This is a genomic window from Sphaerimonospora mesophila, assembly GCF_001417795.1.
In the GTDB taxonomy this organism is placed as follows: Bacteria; Actinomycetota; Actinomycetes; order Streptosporangiales; family Streptosporangiaceae; genus Sphaerimonospora; species Sphaerimonospora mesophila.
Window position 1 is genome coordinate 138,611 of sequence record NZ_BCBX01000031.1, and the last position, 26,829, is coordinate 165,439.

Here is a 26,829-nt window from a genome sequence, read left to right on the forward strand (position 1 = left end):
TCCACAGGCTTGTCGTTTATGGGAAACGTGTCACTGCGCTGTGGAGGGCGGAGCTCTGGCCGGGACGCTCGATGCGTTGGCGGGGACCGGCAGGCCGGGGCCCGCCGGCAGGCCCTCGTCCGTGACGAGGACCGAGCGGTGCGGCATTACGGCCGGCAGTACGGCCAGGCCGCCCGGTGTGGCATGCGTGCCGGAGCGCAACTGGAGCCGGGGCACCCGCTGCTGGTGATCCACCCCGGGCCTGGGCAGCCGCCACTGCGAGATCGTGGCGTGGTCGTCGGCCCACTGCAGCGCCGTGTAGGCCGTCGCCGCCCGGTGGGCCGCCGTCTGCGCCTCCGCCGGGGCCGCCCCCGCCGCAAGGAAGAAAACGGGCAGCAGAAGGAGCAATGCGGCGGTGAGTCTGCTCCGCATAGTTCCTCCTCTCCCGTTCAACACGTCACCGTATCCGCAATCCCTTCCGGGTATCCGCCAACAGGATCGGGAATGGGATAACGATGGTGCTCTTTTTCGCAGGCTGGGTTATGGTCGGCATCATGGCGACCTCGTGGCGAAGCAGATCCGGGTCCACTGCCTTCTCGGTGGCGGTGGGCCTGCTCGCGCTCGCCCTGATGCTCGTCGCTTCGTCGCCCGCCTGGTACGGCGACGACCAGACCCGGCTCCAGACGGGGGCCGCCCAGGTGTGGGCACCCGGGGGATGGATGGCGCAGCCGTCGACGACGCCGGCCACCGCCTTCGCGTCCGAGCACCCGCCGGCGTTCTGGCGGCTCCGCAACCCGGCTACCTGGGGGGCGGCCGACAGCCTGGCGTCGCTGCGCGTCCCGACCTGGCCGGATCCGGGCGCGATACGCAGTCCGCAGCAGACGGCGCATCGCACCGCGGGCTCGCGCAGCCCTCCCGCCATCTGATCACTCGTTCTCACACCCGACACACGTGGCGCTTCAGCCGGTCGGGCGTTTACGCGTACCGGCCGGATTTTCGCGCGCCTGCACCCCTGCCCTCCGGAGCGAGCCGGGGCAGTGCGCGCCGCGTTCGTTGATTTTGGAGTGATGCCATCATGGCAGAGATCGGATCGGCTCGCCGCCTGATGGAGGATTATCAGCGGCACATCGTGCAAATCGCGGAACTCCGCGTGCTGCTGGAGGAACGACTCGGCGCCCCTGGCGCCGCACTCGACGACATCGCCGAGATCGAGGCGGCCATCGAACGGATGGACCGCGGGCTGTACGGCACCTGCACGCGGTGCGAGGCGTTCATCCCGGTCGCCCAGCTCAGGCTCGCCCCGCACAAGCAGGAGTGCGCGGCCTGCCGGGATCGCATACGGATGAGCGCATGACGGCTCTCGTCCGGCACTGACATCCATCACCCGGTTCCGGCCAGGCTCCCATGCCCGCCGGTGCGGTCAGGCCTGCCGCGCCGCAGGTCATCTCTCACCTTGACGACCGAGCTTCGCGACCTTCCCTCACCGAAAGGATTTCGACCATGACCACCAGTGACGAGTTCACCGGGATCAGCGACGTGCAGATGCGGCTCATCCGCGAGGAGCTGGAGGAGCAGCTCTCCCGGCGCAACACCCAGCTGCGCGATCTCAGGTCCGCGGTGGACGGCGGTGGGGGCGAGGCCGTGGCACGCCTGGACGCGCTCGCGGAGATCGCGGCGACCGAGCGGGCGATCTCGGAGATCAGCAAGAGCCTCGCGCGGATGGACGACGGATCGTACGGCACCTGCGCCGACTGCGGCACCGAGATCCCGTTCAACCGGCTGAAGATCCGGCCGCTCACCCGATACTGCATCACCTGCCAGCGGCGGCACGAGACCCGCTGAGCCACAGGCGCGCGTAGGCCCCCCGGCGGGTACGCGCCGGGGGCGCTCGAAGTATCGGTGGGATGACCCGGACACGCGGGCGTCGGCGTGACGCACCATCATGGACGGCATCTGTCCGGACGAGCGCGACACGGAGAACCCCCGCCATGAGCAATGAGGTGAGCAACGAGGTCCTGGATTCCGTCCGCGGGCTGCTGCCCGGGATCGCCGAACGGGCCGGGTCGACTGACGAGAACCGGCGGGTTCCGGCGGAGACGATCCAGGAGCTCACCGCGGCCGGGCTCTTCCGGATGCTGCAGCCCAAGAGGTACGGCGGGGCCGAGAGCGAGCCGGTGGCGTTCTTCGAGGCGATCCGCGAGATCTCCGGCGCGTGCGGATCCACCGGCTGGGTGGCCGCCGTGCTCGGCGTGCACCCCTGGCATCTGGGCCTTTTCGCCGAGGCCGCGCAGGACGAGGTCTGGCGGGAGAATCCGGACGCGCTCATCTCCTCGTCGTACTCTCCGGTGGGGCGGCTGACCCGGGTGGCGGGCGGATATGAGCTGTCGGGCCGGTGGCGGTTCTCCTCCGGCTGCGAGCACGCCTCCTGGGCCCTGCTCGGCGCGCTGATGCAGGACGGGCCGATGGACTTCATGACCGTCCTGGTCCCCCGCACCGACTATCGGATCGAGGACGTCTGGGACGTCATCGGACTGCGCGGCACGGCCAGCAACGACATCATCGTCGATCGGGTGTTCGTCCCCGAGCACCGCACGATGCGCAACCACGAACAGGCGCGGCTGCGCGGCCCGGGGCAGGAGGTGAACACCGGGCCCCTCTACCGCATGCCGTTCGGCACGTTGTTCACCAGCGCGATCACCGCCCCGGTGATCGGCGCGGTGGCCGGCTGCTACGTCGCCTACATCGCCGCCATGCGCGACAGGGTGCGGCTCAGCCTCGGCGGCGGACGGTTCGCCGAGGACCAGTTCGCCCAGGTGGCGGTGGCCCGGGCCGCCTCGGAGATCGACGCGGCGATCCTGCAGACGGACCGCAACGTGCGCGAGATGTACGAATGCGCGGTCAGGGGCGAACGGATCCCGATGGAGCTGCGGCTGCGCGCCCGCAGAGATCAGGTCCGCGGCACGGAACGGGCGCTCGAGGCGATCGACATCCTGTTCAAGACGGCGGGCGGCAACTCGCTCGGCCGCGGCAACCCCATCGAGCGGGCCTGGCGCGACGCACACGCGGGCAGCCTCCACGTGGCCAACGACGTCGAACGCGCCCTCGCCATGTACGGCAAGGGCGAGTTCGGGCTCAAGGTCGAGGACAACCTGATCTGACCGATGCGCAGCCGACAGGGGGAGACCATGCCGGAGACCGCGGCGGCCGGGCCGCCGGCGAGATCGGCCCGCCGCACCCGTACGGCCCGGCGGTTACGCCTGACCGCCGCAGTGTTCGCCGCCTGCGCCGCCCTGTCCGCCTGCGAGGCATCCTCGGCGGAACCGGTCGTCCAGCCGGGGGCACCGGGACAGGCGGGCCGGGTGCTGCCGGCCGACGAGCTGCCCGATACCGGCGGCGGAAGGTACACCGAGGCCGATGTGCGCTTCATGCAGGGGATGATCGAGCACCACGCCCAGGCGCTGCGGATGACCGCCCTGGTCGCGGGCCGCGGCACGAGCAGGGAGCTCGCGACTCTCGCCGAGCGGATCGAGATCTCGCAGAAGAACGAGATCGGACTGATGCAGGGCTGGCTGCGGGCGCGTCTGAAGGAGGTGCCGAGCGTGGGCCGGGCCGGCCACGGTCACCACGGCGGCGGCTCCATGCCGGGGATGCTCACCGAGGCGCAGCTCGCCGAGCTGGAGCAGGCCAGGGGTGCGGAGTTCGACCGGCTCTTCTGCACGTACATGATCTATCACCACACCGGCGCGCTGCGCATGGTGGAGCGGCTGCTCGCGGAGAAGGGCGGTGAGGAACCGGAGATCCGCCAGTTCGCCTCGCACGTCGACTCCGACCAGCGCATCGAGATCGACCGGATGCGGAGGATCCTGATGTCGATATCGGGGAAGGGGTACCACCCAACGGGGTAAACATTCCATCATTGCTAAGAAAGCCTCATGCTGGAACACAGCCGTCGAGACGAGAGGGGCTGACGAAGCAGATGGACGCACTGACCATTCCCGCTGTCGTGGAGCGTGCCGTGCGGGACTTCCCGGACGTCGAGGCCGTGGTGGACGGCCGGGTCCGGCTGACGTACGCCGAGTTGGGCGCCCAGGTCGGCGAGGCGGCCAAGGCGTTCATCGCACTGGGCGTCGAGCCGGGGGAGCGCGTCGCCATCTGGGCGCCCAACAGCGCGCGGTGGGTCGTGACCGCGCTGGGCGCGCTGAGCGCCGGTGCGGTCGTGGTTCCGATCAACACCAGGTACAAGGGCGACGAGGCACGCTGGCTGCTCGAGCGGAGTGGTGCGCGTGCGCTGTTCGTGGCGGACGGCTTCCTCGGCAACGGCTACCTGGCCATGCTCGGCGAGCCCGCCCCGGACATCGTGGTGACGTACGATCTGCCGTCGCGGGAGGGGAGCCGGAGCTGGGCGGACTTCCTCGCCGCAGGCGCCGCGGTCACCGACGGGCAGGCCGCAGCCCGCGCGGCCGCGGTAGGCCCCGACGACGTGGCCGACATCCTGTTCACCTCCGGCACCACCGGCAGATCCAAGGGCGCCATGTGCACCCATCGGCAGAACCTCCGGACGTACCGGGGGTGGTGTGCTCGCACCGGCGTGCGTCAGGGCGACCGCTACCTGATCGTCAACCCGCTCTTCCACTCCTTCGGATACAAGGCGGGAGTGTTCGCCTGCCTGCTCCGGGCGGCCACGATGGTGCTCCAGGCCGTGTTCGACCCGGAGGAGACGATGCGGCTGATCGAGGCCGAGAAGGTCACCGTGCTGCCCGGGGCGCCGACGCTCTACATCTCGATGCTCGACGCGCCGCGACGACCGGAGTTCGACCTGTCCTCGCTGCGGCTCGCGGTGACCGGTGCCTCCGTGGTCCCGGTCGCGCTGATCCAGCGGATGCGGGCGGAGCTGTTCCCCGAGGTCGTCACGGCCTACGGGCTGACCGAGTCGTGCGGTACGGTCACCGCCTGCTCGGTGGGGGACGACGATCTGACCGTGGCCACGACCTCGGGTCGCGCGATCGAGGGCGTGGAGGTGATGGTGGCCGACGCCGAAGGCGACCCGGTGCCGGCGGGGGAGGACGGCGAGGTCCTCGTCCGCGGTCACAACGTGATGCTGGGCTACCTCGATGACGAGGAGGCCACGGCGGCGGCCATCAGGGACGGCTGGCTGGTGACCGGGGACCGCGGGCGGCTCGACGAGCGGGGCAACCTCGCCATCACCGGCAGATCCAAGGACATGTTCGTGGTCGGCGGGTTCAACGTCTATCCGGCCGAGATCGAGCAGGTGCTCGCCGCCCACGACGGCGTGGCCGAGGCCGCGGTGATCGGCGTGCCCGACGAGCGGATGGGCGAGGTCGGCCGGGCCTATGTCATAGCGCGGCCAGGCGCCCGGATCACGGCGGAGGACCTGGTCGAGCACTGCCGCGGGCGGCTCGCGAACTTCAAGGTGCCGCGGGAGGTCCTGTTCGTCGAGGACCTCCCGCGCAACGCCTCCGGCAAGGTCCGGAAGATCGACCTGCCCCGCCATCCCCTGACGGCGTGAGCACGGTGTCGAGGCGCAATGGCACCGGCATTCGGCAGGTCACGCGTTCTGGCAGGGCCCGGGCCTGCCGGGGCTGATCGACGTGCCTGCCGGGGCTGATCGACGTGCACACCCATTTCATGCCGGAACGCGCGCCGGCCAAGGTGTGGGCCTGCTTCGACTCCGCTGACCTCTGGTCGGCCGGCCCTGGCCGATCGCCTACCCTCTCGCGGAGGGGGGACCGGATCGAACGCCTGTGCGCCTTCGGCGTACGGGTGTTCACCTCGCCGCTCTACCCCCACGAACCTCACGTGTTTCCGTGAAGTCGCCGACGTGGTCCCGGGCCCACTGCGCGAACGACGACGCGGGCCGGCCGGTCAGCCGTGCCACGGTGTCGGTGACCGGCTCGGGCTGTGCCACCATCGCGGCCTGACCGGCGATGATGGAGGCGACCACCTCGCTGGGCAGGCCGGGGAACAACTCTGCACCGGCTTCGGCCGCGTCGATCTCTTCGAAGCGCAACGTTCGACCGAGCGCGTCGCCGATAGCGGCGAGCTGCTCGATCTGCGTGAGCTGTTCGGGGCCGGTCAGGTGATAGGCCATGCGGTGGTGCCCGTCCTCGGTCAAGGCGCGCACTCCCACCGCGGCGAGGTCGGCCTCGTGCACCAGCGCGCGCCTGGCCTCGGGGAGGAACCAGCGCAGCACGTCCGACCGGCGGATCTGCCCGGCCCAGGCCAGCGTATTGGCGGCGAACCCACTCGACCGCAGAAACGTGTACTCGGAGGCCGAGGCAGCGATCAGGCCCTCCAGATGGGCGTGGGAACCGAGGATGCCCCCGTCCGGCTCGGCACGCTGGTCCGGTTCGTCCGGCACGCCGTGGGTGGAGAGATAGACGATTCGCCGGGCACGCTCCGTCAGCATCGTCACCAGCTTCCGCGCCGACCTGTCGGCCGCCACGGACGGGAAGACGAGGAACACCGCGTCCACGCCGTCCAAGGCGGCGGTCAGCGTGTCGGGCATGGCGAGGTCCCCGCCGACGACCTCGACCCTCGGGCCGAGGGCTGCCGACGCGGCGGCCGGATCGCGAGACAGCGCACGCACCCGCACATCTCCCGCACCGGCCAACTGGGCGACGACCTGCCCGCCCACTCGTCCGGTCGCCCCGGTCACCAGCACCGTCTGCTCGCCCGTCATGTCGATCCACTCCCGTTCCTGTTCTCCAGTGGCCCGCAGCGCGGGACTCCCCGGACGCTAGGGGTTCAAGTGCACTTGAAGGCAAGCGCCGAACGCGACACGATCAACGGGTGAGTTTCGACTGGCACGTCACCGGACTGACCGTCGGTCAAGTCGCCGAGCGCATGCAGATCGCCCCATCGGCCGTGCGTTGGTACGCCGACCAGGGACTGCTGCCCCACGAGCGGGGGGCCGGCAACCAACGGCGCTTCTTCGCCGACGTGTCGTGCCGGGTCGCGATGATCCGCGCGGCGCAGAAGGTCGGGCTCAGCCTCGGCGAGATCCGTGAGGTGCTGGACGCGTTGCCACCGGGGCGGCCGCCGACCCGCCAAGACTGGGAACGACTGGCCACCCACCTTCGCGCCGTGTTGACCCACCGCATCGACGAACTGTTCACCCTGCTCGACGCGATGACGGTCCAGCAGCCTGACGACGCCCACAGCCCCAGCCGCTCGGCCAGTCACCGTCACTCCGGTGAGACATCACCGCGGCCATCGGCATCCAGCAGTTCCGCAAACTGCCCGCCTTCACCGCTCGCCGTGCCGAAATCGCCGCCACCTGCACCCGGGCCCTGACCGACCTGCCCGGCCTGACCACGCCGACCGTCCCGCCCGGCGTCCACCATGGCCGGTTCCTCTACTCGATCTTCATCGACCCCGACAGTGCGCCGTTCACACGCGACCAGGTCGCCGAACACGTCCGGGCCGAATACGCGATCGGGACCAGCAGACACTTCGAACCCGTGCATATGTTGCGGGTCCACCGCGGGGCCGGCACGCATCCGCTGCCCGACACCGAAACGGCCCCGGCCCGCCGGCTCTCCCCGCCCTCCCACCCCGCCATGACCGCACACGAGACGGATCGGGTCAGCAGCGTTCACGCTCTGTGGAACCGCCGACCGTGAGAGAAGAACGGAAACAGAGACGACCGCTCCAGCACTCCAGGACGTACGGCTGCGGCCATGACGGCGGGGAACTGCGGCGCTTCGCCGCGCTGCCCGGCTGCGGTGCCGCGACCTGCGGCAAAGCTAAATATCGTGTTTGCGCCGGACCATCCACCTTGTTCGGGCCGAAGAGCCGACTCAACACGGTTCTTCGTGAACCGCCCTGACCTGCTCGAACAGCCCGTAGCGCTAATTGCTGTCCCGTTGTTCCTCGCCCCCGAAGCACTCCCAACCGGCTCAAGATCTTTCGGGCGATCACTCGGACGCCCGGAAGATCAAGCGGCTTCCAAGCCAGTTACCAGTGCCATGCCCAACGGTGGGCGTCATCCCGACGGCGTGGGGTCGTCATACGGCAGGAAGGGGCACGATGAGCGGCAGGAAGACCATGCTGGCGGCCGGAGCGGTGGCGGGGCTGATCGTGGGAGGCTCGGGGGTGGCGGTCGCCGGGGTGATGGCCTCCGACAATGTGATCACAGCGTGCGTCACGTCAAGCGGCACGCTGCGCGTTCCCAGCACCGCGCGGCCCACGGCCAACCCGTCGCCCTCCCCAATGACGCAGGCGGAACTGGCGCCCACTGGCGAGCCGGGTCCGGAGGGGTGCGCGACCGGGGAGCGGGTCATCACATGGAACCAGCAGGGTCCCACGGGCCCCACCGGTCCCGCAGGCCCTGCCGGACCCACGGGTCCCGAGGGGCCGAACCCGTTCGACGGCCAATTCGAGGGCTATCTGAGCATGTTGCTGCATCCGCACACCGAAGGGTCCTACATCGGCAAGTGCCTGCGCGGGCAAATCGCGGTGAGCGGCGGCTACGAGATCACTGATTTGCACAACGAGGCGGCCGTGCCGGACGTCATCGTGTCCAAGGCGGCCCTGGTGTTCGACGCCGACGGCAAACCCCGCAGCTACGAGGTCAGGGCCAAGAACCCCACGGACAGGCTGCTCAGCGTCTTCTCCCTCGTGCACTGCGTCCCGGAGTGAGGCGTTTCCGCGAGATCAGGGTCTGGGAACGCAGGGACAGCAAAGCATTGGCGTCGACACCGGCCACGCCCGCGAGCTGGTGATCGTCCCTCGCTATAGGGGTGTGGCTGGCGCGGGCGGGACTTCGAGCGGGCCGGGCTGGCGTGGAAGGAACATGCGGGGGCGAAGCCCTGACCTGTAGAAGGCCATGGAGGAGCCTTCTGCCCCGCCGGGCGACTGACGGGTGCTATCGCAGCGGACAGGGGACAAGGAGAGATCGCCAGGAGGTAAGCGGGCCTGACGTGCACACATCGTCAGCCGCAGTCGACACCCTGACCCCTCCCCGCCCCGAAGCCTTCGCTACCTGAGCGGCAGGAGGGACTGTAGGGACTTGTCCGGTGTCTTCGTTGGCTGGACGGACCCCCGCGCGGCACCCTGGGCCGGGCCGTGATCATGACGCTCGGATTCCTGCCGGGCGCGGATGGTCCGATTGATCTCGGGGCCTCGGGGCCTCGGGGCCTCGGGGCTCGTCTTCGGGTTAGGAGATGATCGGTTCGGCGGCAGCGGCGATGGACAGGAGGTCGGCCTCGCGGCCCGGGCGGGCGACCAGTTGGAGGCCGACGGGTACGCCGGTCCCGGTCCGGCCTGCGGGGATGCTGATGGCGGGATGGCCGGTGATGTTGAAGGCCCAGGTCAGAGCCACGCTCATGACGTCGCCGGGGCCTTGGTGTCCGTGCGGCGGGTTGGGGGTGGTCGGCGTGGCGAGGACGTCGTACTCGGCGAACAGATCGTCCACTGCGCTCATGAGGGCGGCACGAGGGCCGGCGCCGATCTGTGCGTCCGCGTCGGTCCCGCGTAGTGCGCTCCAGCAGGGAGCGGGGTCGGGAAGCTCGACGGGGACCTCGCAGGGGACGACGGCGTCGGAGAAGGTGGTGAGAAAGGCCCAGGCGGTGTCGGCGAAGCCGAGCGTCGCAGGCCGGGAAGACCGCCGGAGACGCGGACGAGGGGGACATTCCAGCCCGGAACCGGCGAACGCGCAGGCACGGCGGACCGATGGGCGGCGGTCTCACCGGTACTGATAGGTCGATACGGCTCCCCCCGTTCTCGGCCGTGGCCGGGGACCGGGGTCTTCGCATCCCGACCGTGGTCACCGTACGCGGCAGCCCATCCCGGCGGCAGGCCACGGCGAAGGGGAGGGGAGCCGTGCTCGACCCACATCAGCCTGACCGGCAGGATCGCCTACGACCCGCGATTCTTCCCGTCCGATCACGAGGCGCCGGCCATGTGGTCGGCGGTGCTGGCGGTCAACGGGTTTCCCACCCCGCGCCGTGACGGCTCGACCTACATCCCCACCCGCCAGGTGGAGTGAGTCCTGTTCCGGGGGCAACTCGCCGGGTCTCCCCGGGGGCGGGCTGCCAGCGCGTGCTTACGGGCTGACTTTGGAACAGGAATGACCTCCCTGCGCATGCCGTGCCCGGGGAGAGACGAGGAGTGGTTCAATAGTCCTGGCCTGTATCGATTACGTGGCACCATCGCTATCCGAAGGCAGCGTCAGCATGTTCGGAAGATCACCGGAAAGCCATGGCGAGCTCCATTCTATTCCCCTGAAACTGCCGCGGGGGTGAGAATCTACAACTGAAGGGTCAACGTCGAATTGTGGAGTCCAGCCTGGAGTGACCCCGGCCAAAATTGTAATTTAAGCAGGGTGAAGCTGACAATTTCCGGCGTGAATTCTTCGTGAGCGAGGGACTTACGATGGACTCTGACTTGCCAGACGCTATCCGGTCGGCCGAGGTCGAATTCTTCACCGTAGGAGGTCCCACCGGAATAGCCACTCATGGCGAACACCTTTCCGGAGGTCAACCGGACGCTCCCGGACCACGACCTGTCCCAGGAGTCGATGGGAGGCGGCGGCCCATCCCAGAGCTCGTATTTGATGAGACATCTTTCGCTGCCCCGCTCGTTGATCGCGATCCCGTTGTCACCTGTGGCGACCCACTCGACCGTATCTATTTCATACAGATCCCACTCCGCGTCAACGTCTGCGATACCATCCAGATATTTCGATATAGCGCGCGAATCAAGTAGTTCTTTGATGATTTTTGCCACAACTTTTCCTCTCTGCTTTGATGTAGGAAGTGAGATCCATCTGGATCGCCGACCTGGCGCATCCAGATGAATCCCTCCGAGGATGCTACTGGATGTCAATCCAGTATTCATCGTAGTTCAAGATTCGATTGTTTTGATACCAGGCCCTCAGCACGTCTCCGTGCCGTTGATTCTCAGTGGCATCCATCATCCAAACCGAGAAGTTGTGCGGAGGATCGGCGCGTGTCGACCCTTGCAAAGTCGACGCGAACGGAAACTCATCGCAGTCCTTTCCGGTCTCCTTCTTGAGTTCGTACCGGCTCACCTACGCCCACACCACGCACATCCGGCGATGCTCCTACAACAGGGCTCGTCCCCCGCACACAGGCATCTCAACGCGCTCCGGCGCGTCCTCAAAGAGGCGTGGCGGCCGGGCCTGATGGACTCCGAGACCTACCACAGGGCCGCCGACGTCGAATCCGTCGCCGGCACCCGTGAACCGGCCGGGAACGACGTCCCCCGGAGGTCCTCGGAACCCTCCTCGGCGTGTGCGACGCCGAGGCCGTCGACGGACCGATGCCGGGCTTCTCACCGGCGCCCGCGACGGCCGATCGCCGCGACCCTGTACTCGACCGGATGCCGCCGCTCCGAACTCGCCGCCTTCACCTCGCCGACTACCGGCCGGGCGACCGGTCGCTGAAGGTCTGCGGCAAAGGCGACAAGGAACGCAGGGTGTACCTCATCCCCGACGCCGTCGGCCGGCTCGAACGGTGGATCGCCGTACGCGGCGGAACCCCTCCCGTCCCTATATAAAGGTGGCCGCATTCGTGGCGACTCGCACAGCAGTCGCCGTCATCGGCGTAGATGTGGAAGCCGCCGGCGAAGGTACGGCCCTGCCGAGCTCGGCGAGAAGCTCTCCGGTGAGTGAGTGAGTGAGTGAGTGAGTGAGTGATGAGGGGTGGTGGTCCCCGGGGGAGGGATGTCCCGGGGACCACGTGCCAGGTCGTGTTTCAAAAGCTTGTCCTGCCATCCATCTGGGCCCGCGCCCGCGACGGACAGCACTTTTTCGACACTCCTTGGGCCTGTGCCGCCGACCGCTCGGGCGGGCCGAAGCGGAGGCAACTCTGCTCCAGATCGTATATGACTTCATGCACGGTAGTCGACCGGAGGGGGTAGGATCTGTGGACAAAGATATTTGGATTCGTACATGATTTGACCACACTGGAGCCGATGTCGGGGAGCGACGCCCGCGGAGAAGTTTGTAGCGTCTCCTCGCCTGTGTGCTAGATGTACCAAATGTCTTGATCAGTGGACCTTGAGAGGGGCGTCATGGGAGAGCTCGTCATGGCCGCCAAGATCACGCACGTGCCGTCGATCTGGCTGTCCATCCAGCCGGGCAGGCATTACGGCATCCGCCGACCGGCGGAGGAGGCGTTGACGGAGATCGGCAGGCGTGCCCGCGAGCGTGGCGCCGAGACCTTCCTCGTGGCCGACACCCACTGGCTGAACACCATCGGCTTCCATCTGAACGGCAAGGAACGGCACCGGGCCTCCTACGCCAGCCACGAGCTGCCGCACTTCATCCACGATCTGGAGTACGACTACCCGGGGGACCCCGAGCTCGCCGAGCTGATCCGCGAGGAGATCGTCGCAGGTGGGCAGAAGGCCCGTGTGCACACCTACAAGGACCTGGGGCTGGAGTACGCCATGCTGGTCCCGATGTACTTCATGAACGGCGACTCCTCGATCCGCGTGCTGCCGATCGGCTGCAACATGTACTCCACGATCGAGGAGAACCGCCGGATCGGCGAGGCCCTCCTGCGGGCCGTACGGCGCAGCGGCCGCAAGGTCGCCTTCCTGGCCAGTGGCTCCCTGTCCCATGCCTTCCCGCCCAACGAGATCGCCGAGTCGCTGCTCGACGACGTGAGCAGTGAGATCAACCGGTCGGTCGACCTGGCCGTGCTGGAGATGTGGAAGGAGGGCAGGATCGGCGAGTTCGTCGGCATGCTCGCCGACTACAACGTGCGCTGCTCCGGTGAGGGCGCGATGGCCGACACGGCGATGCTCTTCGGCCTGCTGGGCTGGGACGGCTACACCGGCAGGGGCGAGCAGTTGTGCCCCTACTTCGGCAGCACCGGCACCGGTCAGGTCGTCGTCGACTTCCCCGTGCCGGTCCTCGCCCACGAGGGGCGTACCGTGCAGTAGGATCATAAATCGTATGCGAAACCTGCTATGACGAGGTGTCCATCATGGCGATCCCCCTGGCCGCCCACATCCACATTCCCGACCGGCCCGACGAGGGCATGCCGCCCGTGCTCCTGCTCCACGGCCTGTGCTCCGACGGGCGCCGGGACTGGGTCGACACCGGGATGGCGGCCGCGCTGACCGACGCCGGGCGGACCGTCGTCGTGGCCGATCTCCCGGCACACGGGGCGAGCCCGGCCCCCGCGACCGCGGCGGAGGCAGGGGCGGACGCGATCGCCGCCGCACTGGTCGCCGCGCTCGACGCCGCGCTCGCCGGAGCCCCCGGCAGCGCCGTCGCCGGTGCCGACGACGGCGCCTTCGACGTGGTGGGCTACTCGCTCGGCGCGCGGGTCGCCTGGGAACTGCCCGAGGCCGCTCCCGGGCGGGTACGCCGCGCCGTCCTCGGCGGGCTCAGCCCCACCGAGCCGTTCGCGGCGGTGGACATCGACGCCCTGCGCGCGGCGATCGCCGGCGGCCCGGAGCCGGCCGATCCGGTCACCTCGATGATCGCCGCGATGCTCGGCGGACAGGGCGACCGGGCCCCCGGCCTGGCGACCTGCGTGGAGGGGCTGCGGAGCACGCCGTTCGACCCGGGCCGCTGGACCGGGCGGACCCCGCCCGTGTTCGTCGTCGGTCGAGACGACATGATGGCCCGCGGAATTGAGCGTATCGTCGGACTCGCCGGCGCGGCGGATCCGGTCATGGTTCCCGGCGACCACTTCCAGGCTCTGGCGAGCGCCGAGTTCCGGGCGGCCGTCGTCAAGGCTCTAGCAGGCCGAGAGTGAGGGGACTTCGGTGAGTTCCGCCAAGGAGAAGGCGTCCAAAGCAGAGATCAGCTACGAACTGCTGCGTTCACGGATCCTCGACGGCACCTACGGCCCGGGTTATCGGCTGGTGATGGACCAGCTGGCCAGGGAGATCGGCGTGAGCACGATCCCGCTGCGCGAGGCGCTGCGCCGCCTGCAGTCCGACGGCCTCGTCGAGGTCGTGCGCAACATCGGGGCACGGGTCGCGGTGTTCGACGCCCGTCAGGTGGAGCACACGCTGCAGGTGCTGGCGCGCCTGGAGGGGTACGCCACGGCGATCTCCGCCCCGCTCATGACGCCGGAGCACGTCGCGGCATCCCGTGACATCAACAGGCGGATGACCGAGGCCCTCGAGCAGTTCGACCCCGCGTCGTTCACCGCGCTCAACCGGGAGTTCCACTTCTCCATCTACCGGCACTGCCCCGACGAGCACCTGAGCTCGCTGCTGAGCTCGGAGTGGGCCCGGCTGGACCACATGCGGCGCTCGTCGTTCAGCTATGTGCCCGGCCGTGCCCGCCGCTCGGTGCAGGAGCACGACCACATGCTGGACCTCATCGAGGCCGGCGCAGACGCCGCCGAGATCGAGCGGGTGGCCTGCGCGCACAAGGTCGCGACCGCCGACGCGCTGCACGACGCCCACACCTCGGCGGCGTCGCGTACGTCCTCCTCGCTGTCCGCCTGAACCGCCCCCTCACCCGGAGGGGGCGGTTCCGTGCGCTGCTGCGAAATCAGGTGAGGAGCTGGCCGCCGTCGACCTGGACGACGGCGCCGGTGATGTGCCGCGCCTGCGGTGAGGCGAGGAAAACGACCAGCGGGGTGAGGTCGCCGGGGACGGCGATCCGGCCCAGCGGGATGCGGGCCTCCCACGCGCCGCGCGCCTGCGGGTCGTCCATGAGCCCGGCCGTCATCGGGGTGTGCACCGGGCCGGGCGCCACGCCGTTCACCCGGATGCCGTGCCCGGCGAGCTCGATCGCGCCGGTGCGGGTGAGCGCGTCGACGGCCGCCTTCGTGGCCTCGTAGTGCCCGAGGCCGGGGGTGGGCTGGCGGGCGCCGATCGAGCTGATGTTGACGACGCAGCCGCCGCGCCCGGTCTCGATCATCTGGGCGGCCGCCGCCTGCGTGACGAGGAAGGTGCCGCGTACGTTCACCGCGATGACGCGGTCGAGGACCTCGACGGGCAGGGACACCAACGGGCCGCCGCCCGCGACGATTCCCGCGTTGTTGACGAGGACCTCGACCGGCCCGAGCTCGGCGGCCACCCGCGCCAGACCTGCCGCGACCGACCCGGCGTCGGTGATGTCGACCGTCACGGCGAGCGCGCCCAACTCGGCCGCTGCCTCGCCCGCCGCCGCCGCGTCGACGTCCGCGATCGCGACCCGGTCGCCGGCCTCGGCGAACGCCTGGGCGACGGCCCGGCCGATCCCGCTCGCGCCGCCGGTGACCAGGACGACCCGGCCGGCCGCGGTCTCGGCGGCCGCCGCGGTCATCGTGCCTCCGCGATGATGACGCGCGGGCTGCCCGGCAGCGCGCGGGTCTCGACGGGCTCCCAGCCGGCGTCGCGCAGCCAGTCGCGCACCTCGTCCTCGGGGTAGACGACCGTGCCGTCGATCACCAGGTACTCGGCCGCGTGCAGCGCGTCGATGGTCCGCTGCTCGGCGTCGGAGTCGAGGAAGAAGTCGAGCAGGAGCAGCGTGGCGCCGGGCGCGGCCGCGGCGCGGGCCCGCTCGATGATGCGCCGGTTCTGCCCGGCGTCGTAGCGGTGCACGACGTGCTCGAGCAGGACCAGGTCGAATCCGGTGGGGACCTCGCCGGTCAGCGGGTCGCCCGCGGCCACCTCGACGCGGTCGGCCAGGCCGGCCTCGGCGATCGCGTTTCTGGCGCTGTCGGCCATGAACTCGCCGGAGAAGAACGTGCCGCGCAGTCCGGGGGCGGCGCGCAGCGCCTCCGTGAGGAAGGCGGCGGACAGGCCGCCGAGGTCGAGGGCCCGCTCATGCCGGGAGAAGTCGTAGTTCTCGGCGAGCATCTTGGCGTGCAGGCCGTTGTAGGTCATGACGCCGGTCATGAACACGCCCATCCGGTCGCCGCCGAGGTCGAGGTCGGCGGGCTTGGCGGTACGGGCGGTCTCGCCGAAGTTCAGCCAGTGGCCGTAGCTGATCCCGTCGAGGAAGGCCAGAAACGGGCGCAGGTCGACGTCGTCGCCGGTTCCGGCGAGGTAGCGCGCGGCCGCCGGGGAGTTGGCGTACACCCCGTCGGTCCTGGTCACCAGGCCGAGGCCGGCCATCGCGTCGGCGAGGATGCGAGCGGTGCGCTCGGGGAGCCCGGTGCGGGCGGCGAGGTCGGTGATGGCCGCCGGACCCTGCGCCAACGCGGCGAACACGCCGTTCTCACTGGCCGCGAACAGTTGTTTGGCGGCCATGTAGCCGGTGGCCACGGCGAGGATGCGCTCGGGGCCGGAGCTCTCCGGGTGAGACATGTGCACTCCTTGGATACAAAACAGTATTGGAGATGATATACGATTTGCGTTCGAGCGGCTAGAAGGAGGATCACGGTGAACACAGGGAACGCGGGTCAGGTGCCCCGGCGCAGGCTCGGCGCGGCGGGGCCGCAGGTACCGGTCTTCGGTCTGGGCTCGTGGAACACGTGGGATCGCATGGAGATGGACGACGCGGTCGAGCTGATCCGCGTCGCGGTCGGCCGCGGCGTCAACCTCTTCGACGTCGCCCACTACAACTTCGGCCCGCACGCCGAGAACGCGGTGACCGACGTCATCTTCGGCAGGGCCGTACGGGAGGCCGGCCTGCGCCGGGAGGACTACCTGCTGTGCGGCAAGCTCTGGCTGTGGGACTACCCCAAGGTCTCCTTCGCCGAGCAGATCGAGGTCTCGCTGGAGCGGATCGGCACCGACCGGGCCGACTTCGTCGTGGTCGGCGACTTCTTCGGCGAGCTCGACATCAGGTCCGTCGTGGCCGACGTCTCCGAGCTGGTGCGCGCCGGCCGGTTCGACGCCTGGGGGGTGAACAACTGGTCGGCGGCGGACGTGTGGCTGGCCCATGACTTCGCCCTGGCCGAGAGACTGACGCCGCCGTCGTTCGCCCAGCTCAAGTACAGCCTGGCCCGCCGGTCGGTGCCCGAGGGCGAGCCGTACGGACGCCTGTTCGACGGGGCGGGGCTCGGTCTGCAGGCCTCCGACGTCTTCGAGGGCGGCATCCTCGTGGGCAGGCTGCACCCCGAGCGGAAGATCGGCGCCGACCCGGGCGGGATCCGCGACCGCATCCGGGCGGCCTACCCGGCCGTGGCGGAGACCGCGGAGCGGCTGGGCGCCACGCCCGCCCAGCTCGCCATCGCCTACTGCCTGGCCCACCGCGCCGTCGGCAACGTGCTGTTCGGGGTCAGCAGGCTGAGCCAGCTCGACGACAACCTGGGCGCGCTCGACCTGCTGGCCCGGCACGGCGACGGGCTGCGCGACGCCGTCGCCGACCTGTGGATCGACCGCGACGTGGTGCGCCCCGACGCCTCCTGGGGGACCGACTAGATCGACCGGACCGGCCGGGCCGGTCAGCCGTTGAGGACGCGGCGGAGCCATGACAGGCGAGCGGAGAGGGCGGCCCGGGTCACCTCGTGGTCCGGGGCGAAGATGTCGAAGCCGTGGCAGGCCCCGCTCCAGATGTGCAGCTCCGCCTGTCCTCCCGCGGCCCAGATGCGCGAGGCGTACGCCACGTTCTCGTCGCGGAACAGCTCGGCGCTGCCGGCCTCGACGAAGGCGGGCGGCAGGCCCGACAGGTCGGTTGCCCGCGCCGGCGCCGCGTAGATCGACACGTCGGCCGCGGGGTCGCCCGCCTTCTCGCCGAGCAGCGCCCGCCACCCCAGCAGGTTCATCGCGCGCGGCCAGGTGCCGATGCCGTCGTACTGATGGCTGGAGACGGTCGTGTTGCGATCGTCGAGCATCGGGCACAGCAGCAGCTGCCCGGCCGGACGCGGTCCCCCGCGGTCGCGCGCCAGCAGGACCACCCCCGCCGCCAGGCCGCCCCCCGCGCTGCCGCCCATGACGACGATGCGCCGGGGATCGACGCCGAGCTCGGCGGCGTGCTCCGACATCCAGGTCAGCCCGGCGTAGCAGTCCTCCACCGGCGCCGGATCCGGGTGCTCGGGGGCGAGGCGGTACTCGACGTTGACGGCGACGACGCCGAGCTCCTCGACGAGGTCGGCGAGGCGTGGGGTGTCCATATGGCGATGACCGGTGATCATGCCACCGCCGTGGATGTTGTAGAGCCCCGGGACGGGAGCGCTCACGCGCCGCGGGCGCAGCACGGTGATCTCGAGATCCGGGGCGCCCTCGGGCCCGGGGATCGTGCGCTCGTCGGCGTCGATCTCCCGCCCGCCGATCACGTCGGCGACCGGCCGCGTGAACATGCTCCGGCCGGCCTCGCGCATGGCCGGGATCGTCTCGAGCGAGGGCGCGGGCCCCGCCGTCGGCGGCATCCGGTCGAGCACCTCGCGTATGGCCGGGTCGAAGGGGGTCGGAGTGATCGTCATGGCTTCTCCCTCATCGGGTCGGTGAAAGCGAGCGCACGCGCCGGGTTCTCGACCATGATCATGTGGATGGCCGTCTCGCTCACGCCGAGGCGGCGCAGGGCCGGCAGGAAGTGGCGCGGGATGTAGTCGTACCCCTGGCCGCCGTACCGCTTGAGCTGGATCTTCTGGCACACGTCGTGGCCCAGCACGATCTGGCCCGCGTGACCCCGCTCGACCAGGTCGGCGATGCCCCGGGCGATCTTGTGATCGCTGGTGAGGACGAGATGGCCCCACGGGCTGCCGGGCGAGGCCAGGAAGTCGAACTCCACGAAGACGCCGCGCGCGAGAAGACGATCGGCGAGCGACCGATCGGTCAGGATCTCCGCGGCGTGCCCCATGACGACGTTCGACGGGGCGACGCCCTCCTCCTCCAGGATGTCGAGCACCCGGAGCTTCTCCTCGCCGACGCCGCCGACATGGAAGGTGACGGGTGCGCCGGTGATCCCGCTCGCGCGTCCGCTCGCCCGCACGCTCTTGAGCTCGTCGTCGGTCAGCGGCGCGGACTCCGCGCCGACCTCGCCGATGATGCCCGAGCGGACACCCGTGCCGCCGACCCCGATCACGATGTCGCGCACGATGACGTCGGCGAGCTCGTCGACGGTCCGCTCGCCCATGTCCGGCGGATGGAAGGTCGGGGTGTACCAGCCTCCGCCCATGACGACGTTGAGCCCGCTGGCCCGGGACATCCGCAGCAGCGCCTCGGGATCCCGGCCCAGGCCGATGGGGGAGACCTCGACCATCGTGCCGCCTCCGGCGCGGGCGAAGGCCAGCACCTCGGCGAGCATCTCGTCGAAGTCGCCCAGCACGTCGTTGTCCGCGTTCGGCCGCCCGTGGCGTACGCTCGCGAGGTTGGCGAGGGTGAGCGGCTCGGCGGCCTCGGGGGAGTCCTCGCCCGGCCGGTGGAACCCCGGCGGCCGCCTCAGGTCGACGAAGACGTGCTCGTGCATGAGCGTCTGCCCGAGGCGGGAGGGGTCCACCGGGCCCGCGACGGTGAGCACCCGGCCGGCGATGTTCGGGATCTCGAAGGGATGGCGGCTCACGAGTGCGCCTCCCGGGCGAGGAGCCGTCTCGGGTTGCGCACGGTGACGGTCTCGATGAGCACGTCGTCGGCCCCGAGCATCCTCAGGTAAGGGACGAACTGCCGGAGGATGAATCCGTAACCGCCGCCGCCGTAGGCGAGCAGCCGCACCTTGGCGCAGACGCCCTGCGACAGGAGGATCCGCCCGGCATGACCCCGGCGGGCGAGTTCGAGGACGGCCGCCGCGACGTCCTGGTCGTCCGACACGCTCAGCACCGAGGGCAGCCGGCCGATCCCGTCGAACTGTACGAACACGCCGCGGTCGAGGAGCGGCTCGAGCTCGTCGGGGCGCGGGGAGAGCGCGTCGCAGTGCCCGACGGCGACCCGCGTGAGGTCCGCGCCCTCGCCGGCGAGCAGATCGAGCACGCGCCGCTGGGCGGCCGGATCGCCGGAACGGCGGATCGAGATGGCGGCGCCCGTGATCGCCGACGCCCGTGCGGCCGCGACCAGGACGGCGCGCTCGTCGGGTTCTTCCGGGTCGAGCGCCCCGATCTCGCCGATGATGCCCGCACGCACCCCGTCCACCCCCTCGGTGAGGTCTCGGACGATCTCTTCGGTGAGGCTCTCGGCGTCGCGGCCGGCGGGTCCTCCGGTCCGGGCGGGGTGATGCCGGCCGGAGCCCATGACGATGTTGAGCCCGGTCGCCGCGGAGATCCGGCGCAGGCCGGCCGGATCGCGGCCGTGACCGATGGATGTGAGGTCGACCAGGGTGCCGCCGCCCGCTTCCTTGAATGCGGCGGCCTCGCCGGCGGCGAGTTCCGCGTCGGCGAGCAGCCGGTCGTCCCTGTTGGGCGCGCCCATGCCGACCTCGCCGAGCAGTTCGATGCCGAGCGGCGCGTCGAACGCCCTGTCGGAGGGGGTGGCGAAATCGCCGAGGAGATGCTCGTGGGGGAGCACCACCCCGAGGGAGTCCGCCGCGATGTCGCCGGTCACCGTGACGACCGTCTCAGGCGAAGATCGCATGGCTGATCACTCGGGATCGACGGAGAGGACGCGCCGCAGCCACGAGTCCCGGGCCGCCACCGCCGCCCGGGAGACCTCGGCCTCGGGGGAGAATCCCGTGAAGCCGTGGTAGGCGCCCGACCAGACGTGCAGCTCGGCCCGACCGCCGGTGGCCCAGATCCGGGTGGCGTAGTCGATCGCCTCGTCACGGAACACCTCGGCCGCGCCCACCGTGATGAAGGCGGGGGGCAGGCCGGACAGGTCCGTCGCGCGCGCGGGCGCCGCGTAGGGGGAGACGTCGCCGGTGCCGCGCCGAGAGCCGAGCAGGGCGGTCCAGGCGGTGTCGTTGTTGCCGCCGTCCCATGGGCCGAGGTCGCCGTACTGGCGGCTGGAGACCGTCTCGTTGCGGTCGTCGATCATGGGGCAGTCGAGGATCTGACCGGCGAGCGCGGGACCGCCGCGGTCACGGGCCATCAGCGCCACGGCCGCACTGAGACCACCGCCCGCGCTCGCGCCGCCGACGATGATCCGGGCCGGGTCGACGCCCAGGTCGGCGGCGTGCTCGGCGAACCAGACCAGGCCCGCGTAGCAGTCCTCCGCGGCGGCGGGCGCCGGATGCTCCGGGGCCAGGCGATACTCCACGGTCGCGGCGACGGCGCCGAACCGCAGCACGTCCTCCACCAGCCCGGCCGCGCCGAAGAAGCGGGTGCCGACGACCATCCCGCCGCCGTGGATGCCGTAGATCCCCGGCGCGTCCCCGGTGTGGTCGCGTGGGCGCAGGACGGTCAGCTCCACGTCCGGCGCGCCGGCCGGGCCGGGCACCGTGACGTGCTCGTACGCCACCGGACGGTCGCCGATCGCCTCCTCGATGGGAGGCACGATCGAGGCGAAGTGCTCGCGGTTGGCCGTGATCGTGTCGGCCCGCAGCGGGATCGGCTCGATGAGCCTGAGCATGGCGGCGCGGCCCGGCTCGAGTGCCGGATCGTAGGGAACGGGAGTGGGGGTCACCTGCTGCTCCTGGGGGTAGGGTGCCGAACACCTCGCATGGGAATCGGTCGTCCTGGGGAGGACAGCGCGTAAGTCTACAGATGGAGACTTACGTGTCCACCCCTTCGTTTCTTTTCAGATCAGATTTCGTATAGGCCATTGTGTTTTTAGCCCACATGCGTAGACTCAACCGGCACAGCGAGGTGGCGTGCGGCGGATTCCTCCCCGCCTACCCCTCTCGTCCATGGACCCCCCAGCGCTACGACGAGGTCAATCCTTTCCCGCTTCGCGTCGACCCGGCGTGAGCGCCCCCGCCCCTGAGAGGAAGGATCCATGAAGAGGACCTGGAAAGCGGCCCTGACCGCGGCCATCGCGCTCGCGTTGGCCTCCTGCACGAGCACCGGCGCCGACCCCGGCGCCACATCGGCTGACGGCGGCGCGGTCGAGGAACTCAAGATCGGTTCGTTCCTCGACGTCACATCCTGGGACCCCGCGAACGCCGACATCGGATTCGACGGCCCCTACCTTTCCGCGGTCTACGACCCCCTGATCGCCCTCGACAAGGACTCCCAGCCCATCCCCGCGCTCGCCACGTCGTGGACGTACTCCGACGACTTCAGGACGCTCACCATGGATCTGCGTTCGGGGGTCACCTTCGACGACGGCAAGCCCTTGGACGCCGAGGCCGTGGTGAAGAACCTCGAACACCTCAGGGCCGGCGCCCGATCCGGCCAGGCGTACCTCAACGTCGACGGCGTCAAGGCGGTGGACTCCGACACCGTCGAGATCCACCTGAAGAAGAAGGACGACGCCCTGCTGTACTTCATGGGCCTCGGCCGCAGCTGGATGGCCTCGCCCGCGGCGATCGACGCTGGCACGCTCGCTGCGGGACCGGTCGGCTCGGGCCCCTACACCTATGAGAAGGACCGGTCGACGCCCGGGTCGGAGTACGTCTTCACCAAGAAGGCGCAGCACTGGGACGAGACCACCTACCCGTTCAAGTCGGTGCGCCTGTTCCCGATCACCGATCAGACCGCGAGCTTCAACGCGATGCTGTCCGGGCAGCTGAACGTCAGCTTCGCCAACCCCACGAACAACGCCCAGGCCAAGGAGCAGGGCTGGAACATCGCCTCGAAGGTCGCCTCCTGGGTCGGCGTCCAGTTCGTGGACCGCACCGGGGACCGGCTGAAGCCGCTGGGCGACGTGCGGGTACGGCAGGCCATCAGCCACGCCTTCGACGGCGCGGCGATCCTGAAGTCGGTGGCCGAGGGCGCCGGAGTGGCGACCACCCAGGTGTTCCCCGCCGAGGGGGACAAGGTCTACGATGCCGCGCTGAACGACCGGTACGCCCATGACATGGCCAAGGCCAAGCGGCTCATGGCGGAGGCGGGCTACCCCGACGGGTTCTCCGTGAAGATGCCGATGTCGCCGATCTTCCAGGCCTGGCAGCCCGCGGCCGAGCAGACCCTCGGCCAGCTCGGCATCAAGGTCACCTGGGACGAGGTGTCGATGCCGGACTACCAGAAGAACGCCCCGACCTACCCGATGTTCCTGGCCGTCATCTCGATGGACTCCAACCCGGCGGCGACGGTCAGCGGCCAGTTCGCCACCGAGCAGTGGTTCAACCCGACCCCCTCGACCGACGAGTTCCCCGAGATGAAGGCGCTCCTCACCCAGATCGAGGAGGCGACCGGCGACGAGCAGATCGAGCTGATGCGCAAGTTCAACGCCAAGGCCGTCGACCTGGCCTGGCACGACGTCTGGTACCAGGCGTACAACACGTACTTCAGCGTCAAGGGAGTCACGGTGACCCCGATCACCGGGATGATGTTCCCGACCCTGCGGTTCATCCAGCGCGGTTAGCTCGCGTCACGGTCGCGGCCGCCGGCCGAGAGGCAGCGGCGGCCGCGACCGCGGAAGGGGTCCGAAATGCTCAAGTTCATCGCCCGGCGAATCCTCTCCGGGCTCGTCCTCCTCCTGGTCGTCACCTGCGGTTCGTTCTTCCTGGCCCACCGGGCCATCGGGGACCCGACACCGGGCCTGCTCGGCAACAGCGCCACCCCGTTCCAGCGGGCGGCGCTGCGGGAGCAGCTGGGGCTGGAACGGCCGCTGCTCGTCCAGTTCTGGGACTGGTTCTCGCACGCGATCCGCGGTGATTTCGGCACCTCGTGGCGGAACCTCCAGCCGGTCTCCGAACAGATCGCGCTGCGCGTTCCGGTCACCCTGTCGGTCGTCGTGGCCGCCACCCTGCTGGCGGCCGTGCTCGGCCTCGCCGTGGGGATCATCACCGGGCTGCGCCCGGGCGGGACGCTCGACCGCGGGCTCAAGCTCGGCTCCGTGGTCTTCTTCGCGCTGCCGGGGTTCTGGGTGAGCCTCGTCCTGGTCATGTGGTTCGCCATCCAGCTGAGATGGTTCCCGGCCGTGGGCTACGTGTCCCCCGATCAGTCCGTCACGGGATGGCTGCGGTCGATCACGCTGCCGTCGGTGTCGCTCGCGATCGGGGCGGTCGTGATGGTCGCGGAGCAACTGCGCAACGGCTTCCTGGAGGTGCAGAACCAGGACTTCGTCCGTACGCTGCGGGCGCGCGGGCTGCCCCCGTGGCGGGTGACCGTGCACGTGCTGCGCAACGCCTCGCCCGCCGCGCTCACCGTGCTCGCGCTGATGTTCGTCGGGCTGCTCGGCGGCGCGATCGTCGTCGAGATCATCTTCAACCTGCCGGGTATCGGCAGCCTCATCCAGTCGGCCTCCCAGATCGGCGACATTCCGATCCTGCTCGGGCTCACCGCCGTGACGGTCGTCTTCGTCGTCATCGTCAACCTCCTGCTCGATCTCGTGCTCGGGTGGGTCAACCCGAAGGTGCGTGAACAGTGACCACGGACACGTTCCCCGCATCGGGCCGGCCGGTCCGGGCCAGGCGCGGCCTCTGGTCGCGCTACCTGCGCCGGCCGGTGGGCGTCGTCGCGCTGGCGGTGTTCCTCCTCGTGGTCGCCGCGGCGCTGCTGGCCCCGCTGCTCGCGCCGCACGACCCCAACTTCGTCAACTACACGCTGACCAAGGCCCCGCCCGGCCCCGATCACCTGATGGGCGGCGACTCGGCGGGACGCGACATCTACAGCAGGCTGCTGTACGGCGCGCGCACCACGTTGTACGGCGCGGCGGTCGCCTGCCTGACCGGGATCCTGCTGGGGGTGCCCACCGGCGTGGCCGCGGGCTACTTCGGCGGCCGGACCGACCGGATCTGCTCCTCGATCAGCGACGGAGTGCAGTCCGTGCCCGGAATGATCGTGCTGCTCATCGTCGCGGCGGGCACCGGTTCGAACTTCACCGTGCTCATGATCACCATTGGGGTGTTCATGGCGCCGGGCTACTACCGCATCTCGCGTTCCCGGGCCCTGGCCGTACGCAGGGAGCCCTACATCGACGCCGCCCGGGTCGCGGGGCTCACCAACGTCCAGATCCTGCGCGCGCACATGCTGCGTGCGGTCCGGGCGCCGATCGTCATCCAGTCCGCCCTCACCGGGGGCATCGCGATGGGCATGCAGGCCGGTCTGCAGTTCCTCGGCATCGGCTCGGCGTCGACCCCAAGCTGGGGCGCGATGATGAACGACGGGTACCGCAACATGCAGACCCACCCGCTGATCCTGCTGTGGCCGTCGGCCGCGCTGGGCATCACGATCGCGGCGCTGGCGTTCATGGGCTCGGTCCTGGCCGACCTGCTGAGCGTGCGGGCGGAGCCCGGGACCAGAGCCGGACGCGGCTCCGCGCCCGCGGCCGGGGACGAGGCGCCCACCGGCGAGCCGGCGCATCCCGTCGAGGGCAGTGCGCTGCGGATCGAGAACCTCCGCGTCGCCTTCGGCGGGCCGGACGGCGACAAGCGGGTGGTGCACGGGGTGTGCCTGGACGCCGCACCCGGGGAGGTGCTCGGCATCGTCGGCGAGTCGGGGTCGGGCAAGTCGCAGACCGTGCTGTCCGTGCTCGACCTTCTCCCGGTGGGCGGCCGCGCGACCGCGGACGGCATCTGGGTCGGCGGGCGCGAGATCGGCGCCCTGCCCCGTGGCCGGCGGCACGCCCTGCTCGGCACGGAGATCGGCTATGTGCCCCAGGAGCCGATGACCAACCTCGACCCCTGCTACACGATCGGGCACCAGCTCGTCGAACCGCTGCGGGTCGTGCACCGGCTGCCGAAGGCCGAGGCGCGCGGCCGGGCGCGGGAGATCCTGCTCCGGGTCGGCATCACCGACCCCGACCGGGTCATGGCGTCCTACCCGCATCAGCTCTCCGGCGGCATGGCCCAGCGGGTGCTCATCGCCGGAGCGGTGGCCGGCCGGCCGAGCCTGCTGATCGCCGACGAGCCGACGACGGCCCTGGACGTCACCGTGCAGGCCGAGGTCCTCGAGCTGCTGCGCGAACTGCAGGAGGAGTACGGCATGGCGCTCGTGATCGTCACGCACAACTTCGGCGTGGTCGCCGACATCTGCGACCGGGTCGTGGTGATGAAGGACGGCAGGGTCGTCGAGACCGGGCCCGTCGGGCGGATCTTCGCCGATCCCGGCGACCCGTACACCGCGGAGCTCATCCGCGCATCACTGGACGACACGGAGAGCCGCATCGACCTGGACGCGGCGCACGACCAGGCCGGGCAGGCGGTGGAGGCATGATGAAGGACGGCGACGGCGGCCCGCTGCTCGAGGTGAACGACCTCGTCGTGGACTACCGCCGCGGGCAGACGACCTTCCGGGCGCTGAAGGGCGTCTCGATGACGATCGGGCCGGGAGAGTGCGTGGGGCTGGTCGGCGAGAGCGGGTCGGGCAAGTCGACGCTCGGGAAGGCCATCCTCGGGCTGGCCGCCGTGACCTCCGGCACGATCGGCTTCGCCGGTCAGGACATCACCCGCGCCAGGGGAGCCGCCCGGCGGCGCCTCGCGGCCGACATCCAGGTGGTCTTCCAGGACCCGTACGGCTCGCTCGACCCCACGATGACGATCGGGCAGATCCTCGCCGAGCCGCTCACGGCCTCGGGCGCGCCACGGGAGGAGGCACGCGCCGCCGTGGCCGAGATGCTCGAGCACGTGCGCCTGCCGTCGGACGCCGTCACCCGCTACCCCAGCGAGTTCTCCGGGGGACAGCGCCAGCGGATCGCCATCGCCCGCGCGCTCGTGCGCCGCCCCCGCCTCATCGTCTGCGACGAGCCGGTGAGCGCGCTGGACCTGACGACGCAGTCGGCGGTGATCGACCTGTTCATCGACATCCAGCGTGAGACCGGCGTCTCCTACCTGTTCGTGTCGCACGACCTCGGGGTGGTGCGGCGCATCTGCCACCGAATCTCCGTCATGTACCAGGGGGAGATCGTCGAGTCCGGAGACAACGAAAGGATCACTCGTGACCCCGAGCACCCCTACACCCGGCGCCTGCTGCTCGCCTCCCCGGTGGCCGACCCCGTCAGACAGGCGGAGCGCAGGCGGACCTGGCTCGGACTTCGCGTCGGATAGCGTGT

30 protein-coding genes are annotated in these 26,829 nt (G+C 70.1%); 19 read left to right on the plus strand and 11 right to left on the minus strand.

Annotated features, from left to right (window positions below; translation table 11 throughout):
- Positions 1-30 precede the first annotated feature (30 nt).
- A complete protein-coding gene (locus AP234_RS04970) occupies positions 31-411 on the minus strand; it encodes a hypothetical protein (protein WP_055478361.1) in 381 nt (126 codons plus the stop codon).
- A 122-nt stretch (positions 412-533) separates the two neighbouring features.
- Between AP234_RS04970 and AP234_RS04975 the strand changes: the two genes are divergently transcribed.
- The 6 genes from AP234_RS04975 (at position 534) to AP234_RS05000 (ending at position 5,506) form a co-directional block, all read left to right on the plus strand.
- Positions 534-905, plus strand: coding sequence for a hypothetical protein (locus tag AP234_RS04975; RefSeq protein WP_152990255.1), 372 nt, complete (start codon positions 534-536; stop codon positions 903-905).
- A 149-nt stretch (positions 906-1,054) separates the two neighbouring features.
- Positions 1,055-1,333, plus strand: a complete 279-nt coding sequence (locus tag AP234_RS04980; protein ID WP_055478363.1) for a hypothetical protein — start codon at positions 1,055-1,057, stop codon at positions 1,331-1,333.
- A 146-nt stretch (positions 1,334-1,479) separates the two neighbouring features.
- Positions 1,480-1,821 carry a TraR/DksA family transcriptional regulator gene (locus AP234_RS04985; protein WP_055478364.1) on the plus strand — a complete coding sequence of 114 codons (342 nt, stop codon included), beginning with the start codon at positions 1,480-1,482 and terminating at the stop codon, positions 1,819-1,821.
- A gap of 146 nt (positions 1,822-1,967) precedes the next feature.
- A complete protein-coding gene (gene hsaA, locus AP234_RS04990) occupies positions 1,968-3,137 on the plus strand; it encodes a 3-hydroxy-9,10-secoandrosta-1,3,5(10)-triene-9,17-dione monooxygenase oxygenase subunit (protein WP_235557967.1) in 1,170 nt (389 codons plus the stop codon).
- Positions 3,138-3,140: 3 nt separating this feature from the next.
- Positions 3,141-3,884 carry a DUF305 domain-containing protein gene (locus AP234_RS04995; RefSeq protein ID WP_062414363.1) on the plus strand — a complete coding sequence of 248 codons (744 nt, stop codon included), beginning with the start codon at positions 3,141-3,143 and terminating at the stop codon, positions 3,882-3,884.
- 71 nt (positions 3,885-3,955) lie between these two features.
- Positions 3,956-5,506, plus strand: coding sequence for a FadD3 family acyl-CoA ligase (locus tag AP234_RS05000; protein WP_055478366.1), 1,551 nt, complete (start codon positions 3,956-3,958; stop codon positions 5,504-5,506).
- Between the two features lie 258 nt (positions 5,507-5,764).
- Here the strand turns inward: AP234_RS05000 and AP234_RS05005 are convergent, their stop codons facing one another.
- Positions 5,765-6,679, minus strand: a complete 915-nt coding sequence (locus AP234_RS05005; RefSeq protein ID WP_055478367.1) for an NAD(P)H-binding protein — start codon at positions 6,677-6,679, stop codon at positions 5,765-5,767.
- Positions 6,680-6,789: 110 nt separating this feature from the next.
- Here AP234_RS05005 and AP234_RS05010 point away from each other — a divergent pair, with 110 nt between their 5' ends.
- From AP234_RS05010 to AP234_RS37780, 3 genes are all read left to right on the plus strand, one after another.
- Positions 6,790-7,293: a MerR family DNA-binding protein gene (locus AP234_RS05010; RefSeq protein WP_055478368.1), complete on the plus strand. Its 504-nt coding sequence runs from the start codon at positions 6,790-6,792 to the stop codon at positions 7,291-7,293.
- Positions 7,236-7,622, plus strand: a complete 387-nt coding sequence (locus tag AP234_RS39385; protein WP_431998249.1) for a DegT/DnrJ/EryC1/StrS family aminotransferase — start codon at positions 7,236-7,238, stop codon at positions 7,620-7,622. Before AP234_RS05010 ends, AP234_RS39385 begins: the two co-directional genes overlap by 58 nt.
- A gap of 406 nt (positions 7,623-8,028) precedes the next feature.
- Positions 8,029-8,640: a hypothetical protein gene (locus AP234_RS37780; protein ID WP_055478369.1), complete on the plus strand. Its 612-nt coding sequence runs from the start codon at positions 8,029-8,031 to the stop codon at positions 8,638-8,640.
- A gap of 517 nt (positions 8,641-9,157) precedes the next feature.
- Here the strand turns inward: AP234_RS37780 and AP234_RS38385 are convergent.
- From AP234_RS38385 to AP234_RS39390, 3 genes are all read right to left on the minus strand, one after another.
- Positions 9,158-9,424, minus strand: coding sequence for an amidase family protein (locus tag AP234_RS38385; RefSeq protein ID WP_152990256.1), 267 nt, complete (start codon positions 9,422-9,424; stop codon positions 9,158-9,160).
- 824 nt (positions 9,425-10,248) lie between these two features.
- Entirely contained in the window at positions 10,249-10,728 is a 480-nt protein-coding gene (locus AP234_RS35925; protein ID WP_152990257.1) for a hypothetical protein, read from the minus strand.
- Positions 10,729-10,813: 85 nt separating this feature from the next.
- Positions 10,814-11,032, minus strand: coding sequence for a NucA/NucB deoxyribonuclease domain-containing protein (locus tag AP234_RS39390; RefSeq protein ID WP_083501800.1), 219 nt, complete (start codon positions 11,030-11,032; stop codon positions 10,814-10,816).
- A gap of 221 nt (positions 11,033-11,253) precedes the next feature.
- On the opposite strand from AP234_RS39390, the gene AP234_RS05025 reads away from it, so the two are divergent.
- The 4 genes from AP234_RS05025 to AP234_RS05040 all read left to right on the plus strand — a co-directional run bounded on the left by AP234_RS05025 (position 11,254) and on the right by AP234_RS05040 (position 14,439).
- Positions 11,254-11,520: a hypothetical protein gene (locus tag AP234_RS05025; RefSeq protein ID WP_055478371.1), complete on the plus strand. Its 267-nt coding sequence runs from the start codon at positions 11,254-11,256 to the stop codon at positions 11,518-11,520.
- A 516-nt stretch (positions 11,521-12,036) separates the two neighbouring features.
- Positions 12,037-12,912, plus strand: a complete 876-nt coding sequence (gene hpaD, locus AP234_RS05030; RefSeq protein WP_055478372.1) for a 3,4-dihydroxyphenylacetate 2,3-dioxygenase — start codon at positions 12,037-12,039, stop codon at positions 12,910-12,912.
- A gap of 44 nt (positions 12,913-12,956) precedes the next feature.
- Positions 12,957-13,736 carry an alpha/beta fold hydrolase gene (locus tag AP234_RS05035; RefSeq protein WP_083501869.1) on the plus strand — a complete coding sequence of 260 codons (780 nt, stop codon included), beginning with the start codon at positions 12,957-12,959 and terminating at the stop codon, positions 13,734-13,736.
- A gap of 10 nt (positions 13,737-13,746) precedes the next feature.
- Entirely contained in the window at positions 13,747-14,439 is a 693-nt protein-coding gene (locus AP234_RS05040; protein ID WP_200926231.1) for a GntR family transcriptional regulator, read from the plus strand.
- A 46-nt stretch (positions 14,440-14,485) separates the two neighbouring features.
- Here AP234_RS05040 and AP234_RS05045 read toward each other — a convergent pair whose 3' ends face one another.
- Both AP234_RS05045 and AP234_RS05050 read right to left on the minus strand, forming a co-directional pair.
- Complete coding sequence (locus AP234_RS05045; protein WP_055478373.1) at positions 14,486-15,244, minus strand: SDR family NAD(P)-dependent oxidoreductase; 759 nt, start codon at positions 15,242-15,244, stop codon at positions 14,486-14,488.
- Positions 15,241-16,230: a methyltransferase gene (locus AP234_RS05050; RefSeq protein ID WP_055478374.1), complete on the minus strand. Its 990-nt coding sequence runs from the start codon at positions 16,228-16,230 to the stop codon at positions 15,241-15,243. The genes AP234_RS05045 and AP234_RS05050 overlap by 4 nt, the downstream gene beginning before the upstream one ends.
- A gap of 75 nt (positions 16,231-16,305) precedes the next feature.
- On the opposite strand from AP234_RS05050, the gene AP234_RS05055 reads away from it, so the two are divergent.
- Positions 16,306-17,289, plus strand: coding sequence for an aldo/keto reductase (locus AP234_RS05055; RefSeq protein ID WP_200926232.1), 984 nt, complete (start codon positions 16,306-16,308; stop codon positions 17,287-17,289).
- Between the two features lie 23 nt (positions 17,290-17,312).
- On the opposite strand, the gene AP234_RS05060 is transcribed toward AP234_RS05055, so the two are convergent.
- The 4 genes from AP234_RS05060 to AP234_RS05075 are packed head-to-tail and all read right to left on the minus strand — an operon-like array spanning position 17,313 to position 21,357.
- The gene (locus AP234_RS05060; RefSeq protein WP_055478376.1) at positions 17,313-18,290 is read right to left on the minus strand and encodes an alpha/beta hydrolase; all 978 of its coding nucleotides are present in this window, start codon (positions 18,288-18,290) and stop codon (positions 17,313-17,315) included.
- Positions 18,287-19,369 carry a phosphotriesterase family protein gene (locus tag AP234_RS05065; RefSeq protein WP_055478377.1) on the minus strand — a complete coding sequence of 361 codons (1,083 nt, stop codon included), beginning with the start codon at positions 19,367-19,369 and terminating at the stop codon, positions 18,287-18,289. Before AP234_RS05065 ends, AP234_RS05060 begins: the two co-directional genes overlap by 4 nt.
- Positions 19,366-20,370, minus strand: coding sequence for a phosphotriesterase family protein (locus AP234_RS05070; RefSeq protein WP_055478378.1), 1,005 nt, complete (start codon positions 20,368-20,370; stop codon positions 19,366-19,368). The genes AP234_RS05065 and AP234_RS05070 overlap by 4 nt, the downstream gene beginning before the upstream one ends.
- A 6-nt stretch (positions 20,371-20,376) precedes the next feature.
- A complete protein-coding gene (locus tag AP234_RS05075; RefSeq protein WP_055478379.1) occupies positions 20,377-21,357 on the minus strand; it encodes an alpha/beta hydrolase fold domain-containing protein in 981 nt (326 codons plus the stop codon).
- A gap of 155 nt (positions 21,358-21,512) precedes the next feature.
- Here AP234_RS05075 and AP234_RS39120 point away from each other — a divergent pair, with 155 nt between their 5' ends.
- The 5 genes from AP234_RS39120 to AP234_RS05095 all read left to right on the plus strand — a co-directional run bounded on the left by AP234_RS39120 (position 21,513) and on the right by AP234_RS05095 (position 26,824).
- Positions 21,513-21,641: a hypothetical protein gene (locus AP234_RS39120; protein ID WP_268778012.1), complete on the plus strand. Its 129-nt coding sequence runs from the start codon at positions 21,513-21,515 to the stop codon at positions 21,639-21,641.
- 28 nt (positions 21,642-21,669) lie between these two features.
- Positions 21,670-23,199: an ABC transporter substrate-binding protein gene (locus tag AP234_RS05080; protein WP_055478380.1), complete on the plus strand. Its 1,530-nt coding sequence runs from the start codon at positions 21,670-21,672 to the stop codon at positions 23,197-23,199.
- 66 nt (positions 23,200-23,265) lie between these two features.
- Complete coding sequence (locus AP234_RS05085; RefSeq protein WP_055478381.1) at positions 23,266-24,207, plus strand: ABC transporter permease; 942 nt, start codon at positions 23,266-23,268, stop codon at positions 24,205-24,207.
- Positions 24,204-25,994, plus strand: coding sequence for an ATP-binding cassette domain-containing protein (locus AP234_RS05090; RefSeq protein ID WP_055478382.1), 1,791 nt, complete (start codon positions 24,204-24,206; stop codon positions 25,992-25,994). Before AP234_RS05085 ends, AP234_RS05090 begins: the two co-directional genes overlap by 4 nt.
- Positions 25,991-26,824, plus strand: a complete 834-nt coding sequence (locus AP234_RS05095; RefSeq protein WP_055478383.1) for an ATP-binding cassette domain-containing protein — start codon at positions 25,991-25,993, stop codon at positions 26,822-26,824. Before AP234_RS05090 ends, AP234_RS05095 begins: the two co-directional genes overlap by 4 nt.
- Positions 26,825-26,829: the final 5 nt, after the last annotated feature.